Annotated in this window: 13 protein-coding genes; 6 read left to right on the top strand and 7 right to left on the bottom strand. The window is 73.8% G+C overall.

The genetic code is table 11. The features are described 5' to 3' along the window. Positions 1-118 precede the first annotated feature (118 nt). Positions 119-1,057 carry an alpha/beta hydrolase gene (locus JOF41_RS08755; RefSeq protein ID WP_209617631.1) on the top strand — a complete coding sequence of 313 codons (939 nt, stop codon included), beginning with the start codon at positions 119-121 and terminating at the stop codon, positions 1,055-1,057. Here the strand turns inward: JOF41_RS08755 and JOF41_RS08750 are convergent. After that, the gene (locus tag JOF41_RS08750) at positions 1,035-2,189 is read right to left on the bottom strand and encodes a PucR family transcriptional regulator (RefSeq protein ID WP_209617629.1); all 1,155 of its coding nucleotides are present in this window, start codon (positions 2,187-2,189) and stop codon (positions 1,035-1,037) included. The two genes, JOF41_RS08755 and JOF41_RS08750, sit on opposite strands and share 23 nt — an antisense overlap. A 90-nt stretch (positions 2,190-2,279) precedes the next feature. After that, positions 2,280-2,855 (bottom strand): RNA polymerase sigma factor SigC, encoded by a 576-nt coding sequence (gene sigC / locus JOF41_RS08745; RefSeq protein WP_209617627.1) that lies wholly within the window; start codon positions 2,853-2,855, stop codon positions 2,280-2,282. Between the two features lie 43 nt (positions 2,856-2,898). Between sigC and JOF41_RS08740 the strand changes: the two genes are divergently transcribed. Then, a complete protein-coding gene (locus JOF41_RS08740; protein ID WP_209617625.1) occupies positions 2,899-3,615 on the top strand; it encodes a zf-HC2 domain-containing protein in 717 nt (238 codons plus the stop codon). Positions 3,616-3,726: 111 nt separating this feature from the next. Here JOF41_RS08740 and JOF41_RS08735 read toward each other — a convergent pair whose 3' ends face one another. The 3 genes from JOF41_RS08735 to ccrA all read right to left on the bottom strand — a co-directional run bounded on the left by JOF41_RS08735 (position 3,727) and on the right by ccrA (position 6,666). Then, positions 3,727-4,353 (bottom strand): DJ-1/PfpI family protein, encoded by a 627-nt coding sequence (locus JOF41_RS08735; protein ID WP_209617623.1) that lies wholly within the window; start codon positions 4,351-4,353, stop codon positions 3,727-3,729. Between the two features lie 119 nt (positions 4,354-4,472). Next, complete coding sequence (locus tag JOF41_RS08730) at positions 4,473-5,336, bottom strand: 3-hydroxybutyryl-CoA dehydrogenase (RefSeq protein WP_276515675.1); 864 nt, start codon at positions 5,334-5,336, stop codon at positions 4,473-4,475. Positions 5,337-5,394: 58 nt separating this feature from the next. Next, complete coding sequence (gene ccrA, locus JOF41_RS08725; protein WP_209617621.1) at positions 5,395-6,666, bottom strand: crotonyl-CoA carboxylase/reductase; 1,272 nt, start codon at positions 6,664-6,666, stop codon at positions 5,395-5,397. A 437-nt stretch (positions 6,667-7,103) separates the two neighbouring features. Between ccrA and JOF41_RS08720 the strand changes: the two genes are divergently transcribed. Genes JOF41_RS08720 through JOF41_RS08710 form a run of 3 tightly spaced genes read left to right on the top strand, consistent with a single transcriptional unit; the run spans position 7,104 to position 12,614 of the window. After that, entirely contained in the window at positions 7,104-10,463 is a 3,360-nt protein-coding gene (locus tag JOF41_RS08720) for a non-ribosomal peptide synthetase (RefSeq protein WP_209617619.1), read from the top strand. Further along, the gene (locus tag JOF41_RS08715; protein ID WP_209617616.1) at positions 10,460-11,584 is read left to right on the top strand and encodes a cytochrome P450 family protein; all 1,125 of its coding nucleotides are present in this window, start codon (positions 10,460-10,462) and stop codon (positions 11,582-11,584) included. Before JOF41_RS08720 ends, JOF41_RS08715 begins: the two co-directional genes overlap by 4 nt. A 46-nt stretch (positions 11,585-11,630) precedes the next feature. Next, on the top strand, positions 11,631-12,614 hold the full coding sequence (locus JOF41_RS08710; protein ID WP_189226869.1) for an aldo/keto reductase: 984 nt from the start codon (positions 11,631-11,633) through the stop codon (positions 12,612-12,614). A gap of 9 nt (positions 12,615-12,623) precedes the next feature. Here the strand turns inward: JOF41_RS08710 and JOF41_RS08705 are convergent, their stop codons facing one another. Then, a complete protein-coding gene (locus JOF41_RS08705; RefSeq protein ID WP_307867322.1) occupies positions 12,624-13,382 on the bottom strand; it encodes a thioesterase II family protein in 759 nt (252 codons plus the stop codon). After that, the gene (locus JOF41_RS08700) at positions 13,375-14,580 is read right to left on the bottom strand and encodes a cytochrome P450 (RefSeq protein WP_229796265.1); all 1,206 of its coding nucleotides are present in this window, start codon (positions 14,578-14,580) and stop codon (positions 13,375-13,377) included. Before JOF41_RS08700 ends, JOF41_RS08705 begins: the two co-directional genes overlap by 8 nt. Before the next feature lie 562 nt (positions 14,581-15,142). Here JOF41_RS08700 and JOF41_RS08695 point away from each other — a divergent pair. Further along, positions 15,143-16,861, top strand: coding sequence for a condensation domain-containing protein (locus tag JOF41_RS08695; RefSeq protein ID WP_209617613.1), 1,719 nt, complete (start codon positions 15,143-15,145; stop codon positions 16,859-16,861). Positions 16,862-16,889: the final 28 nt, after the last annotated feature.

Below are 16,889 nucleotides of genomic sequence, written 5' to 3'. Positions count from 1 at the left end.
CACGTCGCGCGCACGGGCGTCGGGTGGACGGCTCCGTCTTCCCGACGCCCGGCGGATGTGGCGCCGTGGCCCCGCACCCCATGCTGGCCCCATCGCCCGCTGATCCGCTGGAGCACCGATGACCTACGCCTTCGACCCCGAGCTCGCCGCCATGATCCCGATGCTGCCCCCGTCGGTCGGCTTCGACCTGGCCACCCTGCGGGCCCAGGTCGCCAGGATGATCGCCGAGGCGCCCGTGCCCGACACCACCGGCATCCACGTCGAGGACCGCTGCGTCCCCGGCGCCAAAGGCGATCCGGACGTCCGGGTCCGCGTGTACCGGCCCGAGCGGCTCAGCGCGCCCGCCGGGGTCTACGAGGTCCACGGCGGCGGCTTCGTCGCGGGCGACCTGGAGTACAGCCACGCCCGCAACGTGGTCCTGGCGCGCGAGCTCGGCGTCGTCGTGGTGTCGGTCGACTACCGGCTCGCCCCGGAAACGCCCTATCCCGGACCGCTGGAGGACGTGTACGCCGGTCTGGTGTGGATGGCGGGGAACGCCGACGAGCTCGGGATCGACCCGCGGCGCATCGCCATCCGCGGCACGAGCGCGGGCGGCGGTCTGTGCGCGGCCCTCGCGCTGCTGGCCCGCGACCGGGGCGGACCGCACATCGCCTTCCAGTACCTCGGCGTCCCGGAGATCGACGACCGCCTCGACACCCCCAGCATGACCGCGTTCACCGACACCCCGGCCTGGAACCGGCCCAACGCCGTGCGGAGCTGGGACGCCTACCTCGGCCCCGGCCGGGCGGGCACCGAGGACGTGCCGATCTACGCGGCACCGGCCAGGGCGACCGACCTGTCGGGGCTGCCGCCCGCATACGTCTCGGCCATGCACTTCGACCCGCTGCGCGACGAGGACATCGCCTACGCCCTCGCGCTGCTCGCCGCGGGGGTCACCGTCGAGCTGCACCTGTTCCCCGGCACCTTCCACGGTTCCTCGCTCGTGGAGCACGCGGCGGTCAGCCGGCGGGAGCGAGCCGAGGAGATCGCGGTGCTCAAGCACGCCCTCGGGGTGTGACCGCCGCCGACCGCGCGAGCCCGCGCGCGGTCAGGGCGAGCCGGGCGCGGAAGCGGCCGTCCGGCTCGTCCAGGCTCAGGCCCAGTGCGTCCTCGACGTGCTCCAGCCGAGCCGCGACGGAGCTGTGGTGCAGGTGCAGCACCGCCGCGGCCCGCCGCAGGGAACCGTTGCGGCACAAAGCTTCCAGCGCGGCGATGGCCTGGGCGCCGAAGGGCGTCGCCGCCAGGCGGTCGAGTGCGGCGACGTCCGGATCGGCGCGGAGCCGTTCCACGGGCAGGTCGGCCAGCAGCGCGAGCGAGCCCAACGAGCCGTGGTCGACCACGGCCCGTTCGGCGGCCCCCGCGACGGCGAAGCGCAGCGCGGTGCGGGCCTGCGTCCACGACGAGCGGGCGTCCAGGCCGTCCACCGGGCTGCCCACGCCGATCCGCACCCCGACGTCGCGGGGGTCGTGCTCCCCCAGCGCCGCCCGCAGTCGGGCCACTTCGTCGGGCCCGCCGGGACGCGGCTGCAGCAGCACCGCCTGAACCTCTCCGATCGCCGCCGCGCGCAGCCGCCCTCCCGCACGGCCTCGCGAGAACAGGCGAACCACCGCCGCACCGGCCTGCCCTGCGGGCGCGGACACCGCGATCACCCGGACCGGACCGGCGGTGTCGAAACCCAGCAGGCGCAGCGCCCGCGTGCGGTCCTCCGCCGCAGCGCGCTCGGCCAGGACCAGCTCCACCAGACCGGGATCGGCCAGGTGCGGCGAGGTGTCCCGGCGCGGGCGGTCGGCCAGCAGGCGGGCCGCCATGGCGAACCGCTCCAGCACGAGGTCGTCCAGCGGTCGCGCGGGCCCCGGCCGTTCCAGCCACACCCGCCCTGAGCCGTCGAGGTCGACAGCGCCGGACTCCACCGCGCCGAACTCCATCGCGGGAGCGGGCGCGGACAGCTCGCTGCCGTCCTCCCGCATCCGGATCGGCTCGACGCCGGGCAGGACCAGGCCCGCGGGGCATTCCGCGAGGCCCGCCGCGCAGCGCACCAGGGCAGGCAGGCTCGCACGCCCCTCGACCAGCGCGTCGAAGCAGGCGATGACCCGCACCGCGGCCTCGGCGTCCGCGTCGAGTGCCGAAAGGCGCAGCAGAAGCCCTTCCACCGGTGCGATGCTACGCGCGCCCCCAGCGTCGATCACCGGCCGTTCGGGCAGGGCCGCGTTCGGGCAGGGCTGCCCGCGCGGCGCGCCGGTTCAGCCGACCTCGGTGGCCTCGCCGCCGTCCACGGCCCTGATCAGGTCCGCGCGGGCCCGCGCGACGCGGGAGCGGATGGTGCCGACGGGGCAGCCGACGACCTCGGCGGCCTCGGCGTAGGGCAGGCCCAGCACCTGGGTGAGCACCAGCGCCTCGCGGCGCTCCGCGTCCAACCCGTCGAGCAGCATGTTCAGCTCGACGACGTCCTCGAAACCGGAGTCGGCCGCCCTGCGGTCGACCTCCTGCGCCCAGTCCGAGCCCGGTGACAGGCGGGGACGCGACCGCACCATGCGGATGTGGTCGACCACCACGCGGCGGGCGATGACCAGCAGCCAGGTGCGGGCCGAGGAGCGCCCGGCGAAGCGGCGCAGGCTCGGCAGGGCGCGGGCGTAGGTCTCCTGCGCCAGGTCGTCGGCCAGCGCGATGTCGGCCAGGTGGGCGACGAAGCGCCACACGTCCCGCTGGGTGGCGCGGACGAACCGCTCCAGAGCGGCGCGGTTGCCGGAACGCGCTTCGAGCGCCCAGCGCGTCACCTCGTCATCGGGTGTTGTCACGGTTCCGGATCGTAACCACATGACGTTGGGAACTCGTAAGCCGAATGGACCGACTTAGTGGTACGTGGACTGCCAAACCTGCCGTGAAGCGCTCTCGGCCCGCTTGGACGGCGAGGCCGAGCCCGTACCCGCCGCCGAGACGGACGCGCATCTGGCGCAGTGCACCGCCTGCCTCCGCTGGCAGGCGAGCGCACAGGCGTTGACCAGGAGCATCCGGGTCCGGCCCGCGGTGGCGCACCCGGACCTGGTCGGTGCCGTGCCCATGGTCGTCCCACCCCGCCGCGCCGCGCTGGTGCCGCGACCGGCGCTCGCCGCCGTCGCGGTCGTCCAGTTGTGGCTCGCCATGGACCAGGTGCTCGCCGGGACGGGCGCCGAGCACGTCGGGCACGGGGTCTCCGCGCACCTGTTCAACGAGGGCGCGGCGTGGAACCTCGCCCTGGGCATCGGTCTGCTGGTGGCGGCCGTGAACGCGCGCCGCGCCGCCGGTCTGCTGCCCACCCTCGGCGGGTTCGTCGCGGTGCTGCTCGGGTTCTCCGTCAACGACCTGCTCAACGGCACCGCGACCGCCGCCCGCGTCGCCTCCCACCTGCCCCTGGTCGCCGGGCTGGTCCTGCTCTACCTCGTCGCCCGCGCCCACCGCGGGCAGCCGACACCGGGCACCCCCGCCGAGCGGGACCAGGCCCGCCGCGGCGGCTCCGGCGGCGTCGTCCTGCCCCCGCCCGACCGGCGCCGCGAGCGGTCGCGACCCCTGCACCCCACCGCCCACCGACGAGCCGCCTGACCGCGCGGACACCGCCACGGCCACCCGTGCGGACCGGAATCCCCTTCGCCCGGTCCGCACGGGCCTTCCCCGTGGTCCACCCGCCGCACGACCCGGTGCGGCGGGTGGCGTTCAGGCGCGCCAGACGGTGCCGCGGCGCTCGTACTCCATGATGGTCTCCACCCCTTGGGCCAGTTGCGCGCCGAGGAAGCGCTCCACCAGCCACAGCGCCACGTCCAGGCCGGAGCTGACGCCGCCGCCGGTGATCAGGTCGCCGTCGTCGACCACGCGGGCGTTGATGACGTTCGCGCCCTGCGCGGCCAGGTACGCCTTGTCACTGGTGTGGGTGGTGGCGTTGCGGCCCCTGGTCAGCCCCGCGGCCGCGAGCACCGTGGAACCGGTGCAGACACCGACGTGCAGCAGGTCGGCGTCGGCCAGGCGCCGCAGGAAAAGCCGGTCTTCGATCAGACGGCGAACCGCGGAACCCTCGCGGCTGGCCAGACCTCCGCCGGGCACCACCAGGACGTCCGCCTCGTGCGGCGACCACCCCTTGGCCACCTCCAGCCGCGTGCCGAAGTTGCAGGTGATGCCGCCCGGCCGGTCGGGGGTGACCAGCGTGCTGGTCAGCGCGCCGTTGCTCCTGCGCCCGGCGATGCCCAGGACCTCGACCGGGCCCGCGAAGTCCTGCTCCTCCACCCCCTCGAACACCAGCACCTGCACCCGCAGCGGGTTGGCCGCCGACGCCACCGGGGCGGCCATCGCCACACCGCCCACCGACAGCGCTGACGCACGCAGGAAAGTACGACGCTCCACTGCTGACCTCCGAGTCCTCTCGCCTACTCCAGAGGTCGCGCGGACGCCGCCGCCGGTTCCCGGCCTCAGCGTCGGTAGTCGTGGAAGCCCCGGCCGGTCTTGCGGCCGAGCAGCCCCGCGTCGACCATGCGCAGCAACAGCGACGGCGGGGAGTACAGCGGTTCCTTGTACTCCTCGTACATCGCGCGGGCCACCGCCGTCACCACGTCCAAGCCGATGAGGTCGCACAGGCGCAGCGGCCCCATGGGGTGCGCGCAACCCAGTTCCATGCCCGCGTCGATGTCCTCCGCGGCCGCGAACCCGGACTCCAGCATCCGGATGCCCGACAGCAGGTACGGCACCAGCAGCGAGTTGACCACGAACCCGGCGCGGTCCTGGCACCACACCACGCGCTTGCCCAGCACCTCGGTGACGAAGGCCTCCGTCCTGACGCGCGCGTCCTGCGCGGTGAGCAGACCCGCGGTCAGCTCCACCAGCCGCATCGCGGGCGCCGGGTTGAAGAAGTGCGCGCCGATGACCCGCTCCGGGCGCTCCACGCCGCGGGCCAGCGCGGTGATCGGGATGGACGAGGTGGTCGAGGCGATGACCGCGTCGTCGGACTCGACGACGGCGTCGACCTCCTTGAGCACCAGGCGCTTGGCCTCCTCGTCCTCCGGCACCGCCTCGACGACGAACTGCCGGTCGCGCAGCTCCGCGAAGTCGTCGGTGAACGACACGCGCTCCAGCAGGGCGTCGCGGTCCTGTTCGGACAGAAGACCTTTGCGAACCCGGTTGTCGACCGACTTCAGCACGCGAGCCCGCGCCCGGTCCACCGATGGCCTGGCGGACACGACGACGCGCACGTCCAGGCCCGCCTGGGCGCAGACGTCCACGATGCCCGCGCCCATCACACCGCAGCCGACCACACCGACCTGTCGGACTTCTTCCAAGATTGGCTCCTCGCTGAAGGGATCGGCCGCCGCGGCGGGCGGCGACCGGTGTCGCGGGTCAGGTGTCCAGGTCGGTCAGCCCCGGCAGCGGTGCGCCGACCAGTGCGGCCAGGTTGCCCGGCTCCTGGGTGCCCTCGCGCATGTGCTGGTGGGCCAAGCCGATCTCCTCGAAGCCGTAGGTGCGCCCCAGCGCCGGGTCGACCAGCCCCACGTCGACCAGGTCGACGATGGCGCGGCAGTCGCGCGGGTTGGCGTAGTGGCTGCCCTGGAAGCGCTTCTGCCGCATCCAGAGGATGCGCAGGTCGACGTCGCCGATGTAGCCGCTCGTGGCACCGCACAGCACCACCATGCCGCCGGGCGCGCAGACGTAGAGCGACGTGGGCAGGGTGTCCCGGCCGGGGTGCTCGAAGACGATCCTGGGCGACACCTTCTCCCCCAGCACCTCCCAGATGCGGCGGCCGAACGCCCGCACGCCGCGCTGCCACCGCTCCAGTTCCGGTCCCCCGCCTTCGGGCATCGGTCCCCAGTGGTCGAACTCGGTGCGGTCGATGACGCCGACCGCGCCCATGCGCACGCAGTGCTTCTCCCGCTCCGGCGAGGACACCACGGCGATGGCCCGACCGCCGAGCTGGCGCACCAGCTGGCAGGCCATGGAGCCGAGTCCGCCGGATCCTCCCCAGACGAGCACGGGGTCACCGGGCTGGACGGTGTGCGGCGGCCAGCCCGCCAGCTGCCGGTAGGCGGTCGCGCCCGACAGCATGAAGCACGAGGCCTCCTCCCACGTCAGCCGCGCGGGCTTGGGGTGGCACTGGAACTCGGCGACGAGGGTGAACTGGGCGAAGGAGCCCCAGTTCAGCTCGTAGCCCCACACCCGCTGGGTCGAGGAGAACATCGGGTCGCGGCCAAGCCGGATCTCCGGGTCCTCCTCGTCCCAGCGGCAGCCGGACAGCGTGACCCGGTCGCCGACGCGCACGTGCCGCACGCCATCGCCCACCGCCCAGACGACGCCCGCGCCCTCCGAACCGCCGATGTGGTAGCCGGTGTCGTCGTCACCCTTGGCCGCGCGGGCGCCGATGACGTCCACCGGGGTGCCCAGGGCGGCCCACACGTTGTTGTAGTTGATCCCCGCGGCCATGACCGCGACGAGCACGAAGCCGGGCGGCACCTCCGGGACGTCCACCACCTCCGTCCGGAAGGCGTCGATCGGCTGGCCGTAGCGCTCGGGCCGGATGACCGAGGCGTACATGCGCTTGGGCACCACGCCCAGCGGCGGCAGGCTGCCCGGCTCGTACAGCGTGTCCGTTCGAGTCGAAGTCGCCGACTGCGTCACCGCGATCCCCCTCCAGGTCAACGGGAAAACGCTCTCGACCGATTTTCCCGGACCGATGCTAGTGACCGATTGCGCACCGGATTCCCCTCGTCCGGCACGAGTTCGGGTACCCGAACGGCACCGCGCGCACCGTCCTCAGCGGAATGCTTCGTGCGGACCGAAGTGCCCGCAGCATTGCCCGGACACGACGTTGACAGCATTCGCCGGGCACTTTTAGCCTCGCCTGACGCGGGGGATCTGTGCGACTTGCCGGGAGATTTTGCGCAATGGCGCGGAAAGTGCGTCTCCACGGCTCGACGTGTTCCTCGCGTGCCGCCCGCGGTGAACGAGCGGCGGTTTTCCCGGTGGGTCGGGCCGGTCCCGCCCGCCGGTGACCACCTCCAGGCCGCACCGCGCCCGAGCGACAGCAACAGCAGTACCAAGACCCGGAGGTCGGCATGTCACTGGACGAGTACGCCCTGTCGGTCCTCGGACCCACGACGCGCAAGGCGGGGTTCGCCACCGACAGCTTCATCGCGCTCGGTGGTGACTCCCTGCGGGCGATGCGGCTGGCCGCCATGGCCCAGGAGGGACTCGGGCTGCGCCTGTCGGTGGCGGAGCTGCTTTCGTCCACACCGCTGGACACGGTGCTCGCGAACGCGGTCGCCGCCGCGCCCGCTCCCGCCGCTCCCGCCGCTCCCGCCGCGACCGAGCCCGAGGCGCGGACGCCCTCGCTGACGCCGACGCAGCGCGGCATGTGGCTGATCGAGAACGTGCTGGGCGGTTCGACCTACAACCTGGTCTTCACCGCCACCGTGGAGACCGGGTCGGTGGACCGCGAGGTCCTCGGGCGCGCGATCGCGGCCACCACGGCCCGGCACGCCTCCCTGCGCACGTTGCTGCGCGAGCGGGACGGCGAGGTCGTGCCGGTCGTGCTGGACGAGGTCGTGCCCGACATCGTCGACATCGCGCACGACGGACCGGACTTCGACGAGTTTGTCCGCGCCACGGCCGCCGAGCAGGGCCGCGTCCCCTTCGACCTCACCGCCGCGCCGCCGCTGCGCTACCTGTTCCTCACCGGCGCGGCCGGTCGGCAGGCGGTGGTGCTGGTGGCGCACCACGTCCTGCTCGACGGGTGGGCGGTCGGCCTGCTGCTCGACGAGGTGTTCGGCTCCTACCGGGCGCTGGCGGCGGGCGAACCGCTGCCCCTCACCGAACCCGCGCCCACCACGGAGGCGCTGCTGCGCCGCCACGAGCGCGACCGCGACAGCGGCGAGTGGGACCGCCTGGCCGAGTTCTGGCTCAAGCACCTCGACGGCGTTCCCACCGTCCTGGAGGTGCCCGCCGACCGACCTCGCCCGGCCGTGCAGGACCCGGCGGGCGAGCGCGTGCCGCTGGACCTGGGCGGTGAGCTGACGGCGCTGGTCGAGCAGCGCGCCGCGGGCCTCGGCATCACGCCGTTCGCACTGCTGCTTGCTTCCTACGGCCTGGCGCTGAGCCGCTGGACTGGGGTGGAGCGGCTGCTGGTCGGCGTCTCCCTGTACGGGCGGGACACCGCCGAGCTGGCGCGGCTGGTGGCCGTGGCGGGCAACCTGGTCCCGGTGCTGCTGGAGGTGGACGACGACGCGGCCGCGGCGGACTACCTGCGCTCGGTGCAGGAGTCGCTGGCCCGCAGCATCGAGGCGGGCGCGCTGCCGTTCGACGAGCTGGTCACCCGGCTCGGCGTGGAGCGCGGGCTGAGCGCGCACCCGCTGGTGCAGGTCTCGTTCGGCATGCACGACCAGCTGGTCCCGCAGCGCGTCGACGCGGGCGAGGTCGGGCTCCGGATCGAGGAGGGCCACGGTGGCGGCGCCCAGTTCGACCTGTCGCTGCTGTTCGGCCGGTCCCGGCCGACGCTGGGCGCGCAGCTGGAGTTCGCCACGGCGCTGTGGGACGAGGCCGACGCGCGGGCTTTCCTGGCCGACTTCACCTCGGCCGTGCGGGAGCTGGCCACCGAGGACGGGCCGCTGGAGGGCCTGCGCTGCCTGTCCGCCGAGCGGCGGGCGGTGCTCGACGCGCTCAACGGCGACCGCCACGAGTTCCCGGCGGTCAGCGCGGACGAGCTGGTCCGCCGGGCGGCCGAGCGCGCGCCGAACGCCGTGGCGGTGCGGGAGGGCGAGCTGGAGCTGACCTACGCGCAGCTCGCGGGCGCGGCGGCGGAGCAGGCGCGCAGGCTGCGCGAGCTCGGCGTCGGCCGCGGCGACCGGGTGCTGGTGGCGCTGGACCGGTCGATCGCGGAGGTCGTGGCGGTGCTGGGCACCGCGTGGGCGGGCGCCGCGTACGTGGGCATCGACCTGGGTCAGCCCGACGCGCAGGTCCGCCACATCGTGGCCAAGGCCGCGCCGAAGGCCGCCCTGGTCGCCTCCCCGGAGGCCGCCGACCGCCTCGGCGTGCCCGCCTGCGCGACGTGGGAGCCGTCCTGGCGGCCCTCGACCGAGCCGCCCGCCGCCACCGGCCCCGACGACCTGGCCTACATCGCGTTCACCTCCGGCTCCACGGGCCTGCCCAAGGGGGTGGCGGTGCCGCACCGGGCGGTCGTGCGGCTGGTGCACGAGCCCGACTTCGTCCGCTTCACCCCGCAGGACCGGGTGCTGCGCCTGTCGCCGCTGGCCTTCGACGCCTCCACCCTGGAGCTGTGGGGACCGCTGGCGGGCGGCGCGGCGCTGGAGGTCAACCCGCCGGGCCTGACCTCGCCGACCGAGCTGGCCGAGTTCCTGCTCGACCGGGGGGTCACCGTCGCGTGGCTGACCGCTGGCCTGTTCCGGCTGGTCGAGGAGTTCGCGCCCGCCGGGCTCGGCGGCCTGCGGCAGCTGATCACCGGCGGCGACGTGGTGCCGCACGTCCACGTGGCGCGCGCGCTGGAGCGCCACCCCGGACTCGTCATCACCAACGGCTACGGCCCCACCGAGAACACCACGTTCACCGCCACCCACGCGGTCACGTCGGCCGCGGAGGTCGACGGCCCCCTGCCCATCGGCACCCCGGTGCGCGGCACGCGCGTGCACGTGCTGGACCGGCGGCACCGGATCGTGCCGCCGGGCGCGGTCGGCGAGCTGTACGCGGCGGGCGAGGGCCTGGCCGACGGCTACGTCGGCGACGAGGCCGAGACGGCGCGCGGGTTCGGGCGCTTCTCCCCCGACGTGCCGGAGCGGCTCTACCGCACCGGCGACCTGGTCCGGGTCGACCGCGCCGGACGGCTGCGCTTCCTGGGGCGGCGCGACGACCAAGTCAAGCTGCGCGGGTACCGCATCGAGCTGTCGGCCATCGCCGACGTGCTGGCCGAGGACCCCCGCGTGCGCGACGCGGCCGTCGTGGTCACCGACGGGGACAGCGCCGACAAGCGCCTCCTCGCCGCGATCGTCCCGGCGGACCGCGCGGTGGGCACCGACGAGCTGCGCGACCTGGTGGCCGACCGGCTGCCCGCGTACATGGTGCCGAGCCTGTGGGCGGTGGTGGACCGGCTGCCGGTGACCGGCAACGGCAAGGTGGACCGCCGGGCGCTCGCCGCCGTCGCGGCGCCCGCGGGCAAGCGGGCCGAGGAGCCCGAACCGGACCCGCTCGGCGCGGCGCCCGAGCTGTTCGCCCGCGTCCTGGAGCGGAGCGGGCAGCTCAGCGGGGACACCGACTTCTTCACCATCGGCGGCAACTCGATGGGCGCGGTGCGGCTGCTGCGGCTGGTCCGCGACGAGCTGGGGGTTTCGGTGCGGCTGCGGGACTTCCTGCTCGCGCCGACGCCCGCGGGCCTGAACCGGCTCATCGCCGAGGCGGCGCGGTCGTGACCGGGTCGGTCCGCGACGACGTGCGCGGCCTGGCGTGGGACGACGGGCTGGAGTGCTGGGTGGTGTCGGACCCGGCGCTGGCCCGCGTGGTGCTCAACCACCAGGGGTTCTCGTCGCAGACGTCGAAGCGGCTGGGCGAGCTGTACATGACCGAGGAGTCCCGGCGGGAGCACCGGGACCTGACCGAGTTCCTGCGGCTGTGGTTCGTGCACACCGACGGCGCGGAGCACACCGCGCTGCGCAGGCCGCTGCAACGCCTGTTCTCCGCCTCCTACGTCCGGTCCATCGTCCCGCGCGTCGAGGCCATCGTCGACGCGTGCCTGGACGACCTGGCCGCCGATCCCCGCCACGACGCGATCCCGACCGTGGCCGAGGGCGTGTCGGGTCGGGTGATGGGCCACATCGTGGGCGTGCCGCAGGAGCCCGCCGTGCTGCACACGTGGTCCAGGACGCTGTCGGGGTTCATCGCCGCGATGTACCGGCGCGACCACGCCGAGGCCGCGCACCGGGTGATGCTGGAGATGACCGAGGCGCTGGCGGATTCGCCCGCGCTGGCGGGCTTCCCGCGCGACACCCCGGAAGATCGCGCCCGCACCACCGCGACCTGGGCGATGATCCTGTTCGGCGGGCTGGAGACCACGGCCTCGCTGCTGGGGTCCTGCCTGCTGGCGGTGCTGGAGGACCCGGCGCTGTGGGCGCGGGTCACCGCCGACCGGCCGGGCGAGGTGGAGGCGCTGGTCGAGTCGGTGCTGGAGAAGCGGCCGCCGCTGCGCAACGTGGGCCGCGTGGTCGCGCACGACTTCGAGTTCGGGGGCGAGCGGCTGCGCGAGGGCGACCTGGTGCTGGTGTCGCTGGCCGGTGGCGGCCTGTTCGACACCGACCTGTCCGACCTCGCGCCGGTCGCCGAGCGCGGTGACCGGCACCTGGTGTTCGGCCACGGGGTCCACTACTGCATCGGCGCACCGCTGGCCCGGCTGGAGGCGGCGACCGCGCTGCGGCGGTTCGCCCGGCGCTTCCCCGGCGCCGCGCTGGCCGAGAACGCGGTCCAGTGGGGTCCGAACCTCGCCTACGTAGGTTTGGACCACCTGTTCCTCGACATCGGGGCGCACCGGGCACCATGATCGACCTCCGACCGCGGCAGCACACCACGAGGGGGAGCACACCCGGATGAAGTATCGGGAGATCGGCACCGAGCCGCAGCACCGCAGGAAGGTCAGCGCGCTGGCGCTGGGGGCCATGCTGTTCGGCACGGTGGTCGAGGAGGAGCGGGCGTTCGCCGTCCTGGACCGCTACGTGGCGGCGGGCGGCACGTTCCTCGACACCGCCAACAACTACGCGTTCTGGATCAACGGCACCCAGGGCGGGGAGAGCGAGGCGCTGCTCGGGCGGTGGCGGCGCAGCCGGGGCATCACCGACGAGGTGGTGATCGCCACCAAGCTGGCCGGTCGGCCGAAGAAGCCGGGCCGCGACTTCTTCAACCTGGAGGGCCTGGCGCCGCAGGTGATCCGGGAGTCCTCGGCGCGCAGCCGGGAACTGCTGGGCGTGGAGAAGCTGGACCTGCTGTACGCGCACGGCGACGACATGACCGTGCCGCAGCGCGACGTCGTCGAGGCGTTCGCGGGCCTGGTGCGCGACGGCACGGTGGACATGATCGGCGTCAGCAACCACTGGTCGTGGCGGCTGGAGCGGTGGCGGGCCACCGCCGAGGCCGCGAACCTGCCCAGTTACAGCGTCATCCAGTACCACCACACCTACCTGCGGGCGCGCGGCGACGTCCCCGGACGGCGCTCCAAGGACGGCGACCAGGGGCTGTTCAGCGCGGAGCTGATCACCTACCTGCGGGACCGCCCCGAGCTGACGCTGGTGGCGTACACGCCGCTGCTGTCCGGCGCCTACGTGCGGGAGGACCGGCCGCTGGGCGAGCTGCACGACCACGCGGGCACCAAGGCCCGCCTCCGGGCGCTGCACGAGGTGGTCCGGCAGACCGGGGCGACCGCGAACCAGGTGGTGCTGTCCTGGATGATCGGCGGTGACCTGCCGGTCATCCCGCTGGTGGGCGCGTCGTCGGTGGAGCAGCTGGACGAGAGCCTGGAGGCGGTCGACCTGGAGCTGACCGCCGATCAGCGCGCGTTGCTCGACGCCGCGCACTGATCGCGGCGCTCAGCCCGGTCCGGTCAGGGTGGCCGCGATGACGTCGAGGACGCGCGCCACCCCGGCCGGGTCGAAGAAGTGGCCGCCGGACACGGCCTCCAGCGCGAACGGCCCGGTGGTCTCCTCGCGCCAGGCGGCCATCCGCTCCACCGACGCCTCGTGGTCGTCCACGCCCGCGAACGCGCGCAGCGGCACGTCCAGCGCGGGCCGCACCGGCGCGCCGGAGGTGGCCACCACGGTGAGGTCGGCGCGCAGCGCGGGCAGGAACAGCTCCAGCAGGTCCGGTCGCTCCAGCACGATCGACGGCGTGCCGCCCAGGTCGCGCAGGTAGGCGATCAGGCCCTCGTCCGGCTCGTCCCACCCGCGCACCCTGCGGCGCAACGCGGGCGCGGCGCTGGAGGCCACGAACAGCGCGCGTGGACCGGCGCTGGCGCGGGCGCGCAACGCGTGCGCCAGCGCCAGCGCCACCCGCGCGCCCATGCTGTGGCCGTAGCAGGCGAACGGCTCGTCCAGCAGCGGGTCCAGCACCTCCAGCAGCTCCTCGACCAGCGGCCCCATGCGGACGTGCGGCGGCTCGTCCAGGCGGGTGTCGCGGCCGGGCAGCTGCACCGCCACCGTCGCCACGTCCGGCGGCAGCCGGTCCGGCCAGTCCCGGAACATCGCGGCGTTGCCGCCCGCGTAGTGGAAGCACAGCAGCCGGACGCGGGCGGCGCCCGGCCTGCCGTAGTGGCGCAGCGCCCGCCGCCTGCGCACCAGGAGGTCAACCACGGGGCTTCGCGGTGATCGGCACGTGCTTGTAGCCGGACACGAAGTTGGACACCAGGCGCTCGGGCGGGCCCGCGGCCTCGAAGTCCTGGAAGCGGCCCAGCAGCTCCTCGAACAGGATGCGCAGCGTCACGCGGGCCACGCTGTGCCCGACGCAGTAGTGCGGCCCGATGCCGAAGGCCAGGTGCTTGTTCGGCTTGCGGCGCAGGTCGAACGTCTCGGAGTCGGGGAACTCGCGCTCGTCCCGGTTGGCCGCGCCCAGCCACACCACCACCGCGTCACCGGCCGCGATCCGCGTGTTGCGCACCACGACGTCCCTGGTGGCGTAGCGCAGCATGTGGTTCACCGGCGAGGCCCAGCGCAGCGCCTCCTCCACCGCGGTCGTGCCCACCTCCGGCTCGGCGGCCCACTGCCGCAGCACGTCGGAGTCGATGAACTCGGCCATCACGAAGTTCGGCGCGTGCGGCGTGGTGACGTTCGCGCCCAGCAGCAGGCTGTAGCAGTTGGACACGATCTCGCTGGAGGACATGTGCCTGCCCTCGAAGCGGGTGTTGATCAGCACGCTGATCAGGTCGTCACCGGTGTGCTCGCGGCGGAACCGCACCAGGTCCTGGAAGTAGGCGAACAGCTCGCGGTGCGCCATCTGCAGGGTCGCGGACCGGCTGCCCGCGTCCTGGTACTCCGGGTCGTCGGCGGCGATGCAGATCGTGGTGAGCCTGCTCAGCCACGACCAGTCCTGCGTCGGCAGGCCCATCATGGTGCCGGTGACCGACATCGGCATCGCCAGCATGGCCTGGCCGAAGTCGAACACGCCGCCGTCGCCGATCGGCGCGATCAGGTCGCCGACCAGCGAGCGGATCATGTCGCGCCGCCGGTCGACCGCCTGCACCGCCAGCGCCTTCTTCAGCCGTGCCTGCATGACGGTGTGGCGGGGCGGGTCGGTGACCGCGAGCTGCTGGCCGCCCGCCGGGTCGTCCATGCCGAGCAGTTCGAGCATGGTGCCGCGCTCGGAGGTGAACAGCGCGGTGTTGCGCAGGACGTAATCGGTCTCCTTGAAGTGCACCACCGACCAGAACCCGCGCTCGTGGTCGACCTGCGACCACCTCAACGTGTCCAGGCCGCGCAGCTCGCGCCAGACCGCGTGCGCGTCGCCGTCGCTGTACAGGTGGGGGTCGACCAGATCGGTGCCACCTGCGTGCACCGGGCATCCGGAAACGGTTGCATCGTGGACGGGCATGGTCCGGTGTCCTCATCGGTTCTGGGAGAGAGCCGTCCGGCAGACTCCTGGTCGGTGGGCGGTCGGCAGGCGGGCACCGCGGTGTTCGGGCACGCGGCGGGCCGGGCGCGTCGGCGCACCCGTTCGATCGGCTATTGCTTCCGCGCGCGCGTCGTCCGATTTCTTTCGCGCTTCGGTGAACACCACTTCGGGGGCGCGCACCTTATTATCGCGAACAGCGTCCCACCGGTTCGGCGAGCATTGTCGGACCTCTTCACGCGCCCCAGAACTCCCCAGTTCCCGTGCCGCGGGTCGACACCAGGTCGAACCCATCGGTAACGCAGTCAAACACCACGTCCGGGAAATCGTCAACCACTGCGGGCCGGACACTGCGGACCGAGTGTCCACACCGGACGTGGATACCGAAGCCGTGGGTTGACGGGTTCTGAAGGCCGGTCTTACGGTGCGAACGGGTCCACGGCGGAAAGTGGCCTACTCGAGGGCACAGGCCCATTCGTCATCAGGTGGAATACCACTGGGGGAAGTCATGCGATCGGTGCCGGATGCGCGCGCGCCTCGTTCCGGGGCGCACGCACCGCGCGGTCCTGGTTCGGACCGAAGCGACTGGTACCCGGCCACACCCACCCAGCAGGGCATCTGGATCCTGGACCGGATCGAGCGCCTGCGTCCCACGTACCTGCTGCCCAGCGTCCTGGAGTTCACCGGGGCGGTGGACTGCGAGGTGCTGACCGCCGCTGTGGCGCGGGCGCTGGCACGCCACCCCGCCCTGCGCTCGCGGTTCCGGCTGGACGCCGCCGCGCGCCGGGTGGACTACCGCACCGACGGCTCCGCGCCCGAGGTCGGGTTCACCGACGCGGTCGCCGACGGCTGGTCGTCCGGCGAAATCGAGCGGCTGGTGGAGGCGCTGTGCTACACGCCGTTCGAACTGGCCGACGAGGCGCCCGCGCGGGCCGAGGTGATCCGCCTCGGCGAGGACCGCGTACTGCTCGTGCTGACCGTGCACCACATCGTGTTCGACGGGGTGTCCCGGCAGCTGCTGGTGGACGAGATCGGCACCACCTACCGGGCGCTGGTGCGCGGCGTCGAGCCGGAGCTGCCGACGCCGCCGCACCCGGCGGAGGTCCAGGACCGCCCGGAGGACGGCGACGGCTTCGCCGAGCGGGTGGCCGGTGTGGTGGAGCGGCTGCGCGGCGCGCCGACCTCGGTGACCCTGCCCTACGACGGCGACCCGGAGGACCCGGAGCTGTCTATGGTCGGCGCCACCGCGCGGACCACTGTGGACGCGGACGTGACCGAGGCCGTGCTGGCGGTGGCCGCCCAGGAGGGCTGCACCGCCTTCATGGCGGGCGTGGCGCTGCTGGCGGGCACCTTCGCCCGCACCACCGGCCAGACCGACTTCCTGTTCGCGGTTGTCTGGCCCGGCCGCGACGACCCGGCGGCCGCCGACGTCATCGGCATGTTCATGACCACCTTGGTGCTGCGCGTCCGGCTCGACGACGGCACCACGTGGCGGGAGCTGCTGCGCGCGGCGCGGACCGGCGGCATGGAGGCGTTCATCGACTCGGACGTGCCGCTGGACGCGATCGCCGCCGCGCTGGACGCCGACCGCGACATGGCCCGGCCGCCGCTGACCCCGGTCCTGGTCAACCTGGCCGAGGACCCCGCCCCGCTGGAGCTGTCCCCCGGCGTGGTCGGGCACTTCCAGCCGCTGCGCCCCGAGTACAGCAAGTGGGACCTGGCGCTGTTCGTCGGCCTGGAGCGGACCACCGGCCGCGACCGCCTCGAACTGTCGCTGAACCACCCGGCCGCGCTGTTCACCGCGGCCACCACCGCCCAACTCCTCGCCGAGCTGCGCAGCAGCGCGGCCGATCTCGCTCGCGACCCGGAGGACACCGTGCAGAACCAGCCGTCCGCGGAAAAGATCGACCTCGACGACCCCGCCGCCCGGCTGGACCTGGTGCGGTCCATCTGGCGGGAGGTCCTCGACACCGACCAGGTCGACGACGACGTCAGCTTCTTCGACGCGGGCGGCGACTCGCTGCGGCTGGTGATCCTGGTGGAGCGCCTTGGCCAGGCGTCGGGACGGGCGCTGCGGACCGTCGACCTGTTCCGCGCGGGCACCGTGCGCGGGCAGGCGGACCTGCTGGCCGCCCCCGCCGACACCGCGGGCGCGGATCGGGGCAGCAGCCGGGACCGGCTGCTGGGCGCGGTGCGCGGTCGCCGCACCGGCGACGAGCGCCGGTGACCGCGCGCGCCGCCCGCCGCGAACCCGA

The sequence above is a fragment of the Saccharothrix coeruleofusca genome (assembly GCF_017876325.1).
Classification (GTDB): Bacteria; Actinomycetota; Actinomycetes; order Mycobacteriales; family Pseudonocardiaceae; genus Actinosynnema; species Actinosynnema coeruleofuscum.
Note: the sequence above shows the minus strand (reverse complement) of the source record. Positions and strands in the feature narration are given on the sequence as shown.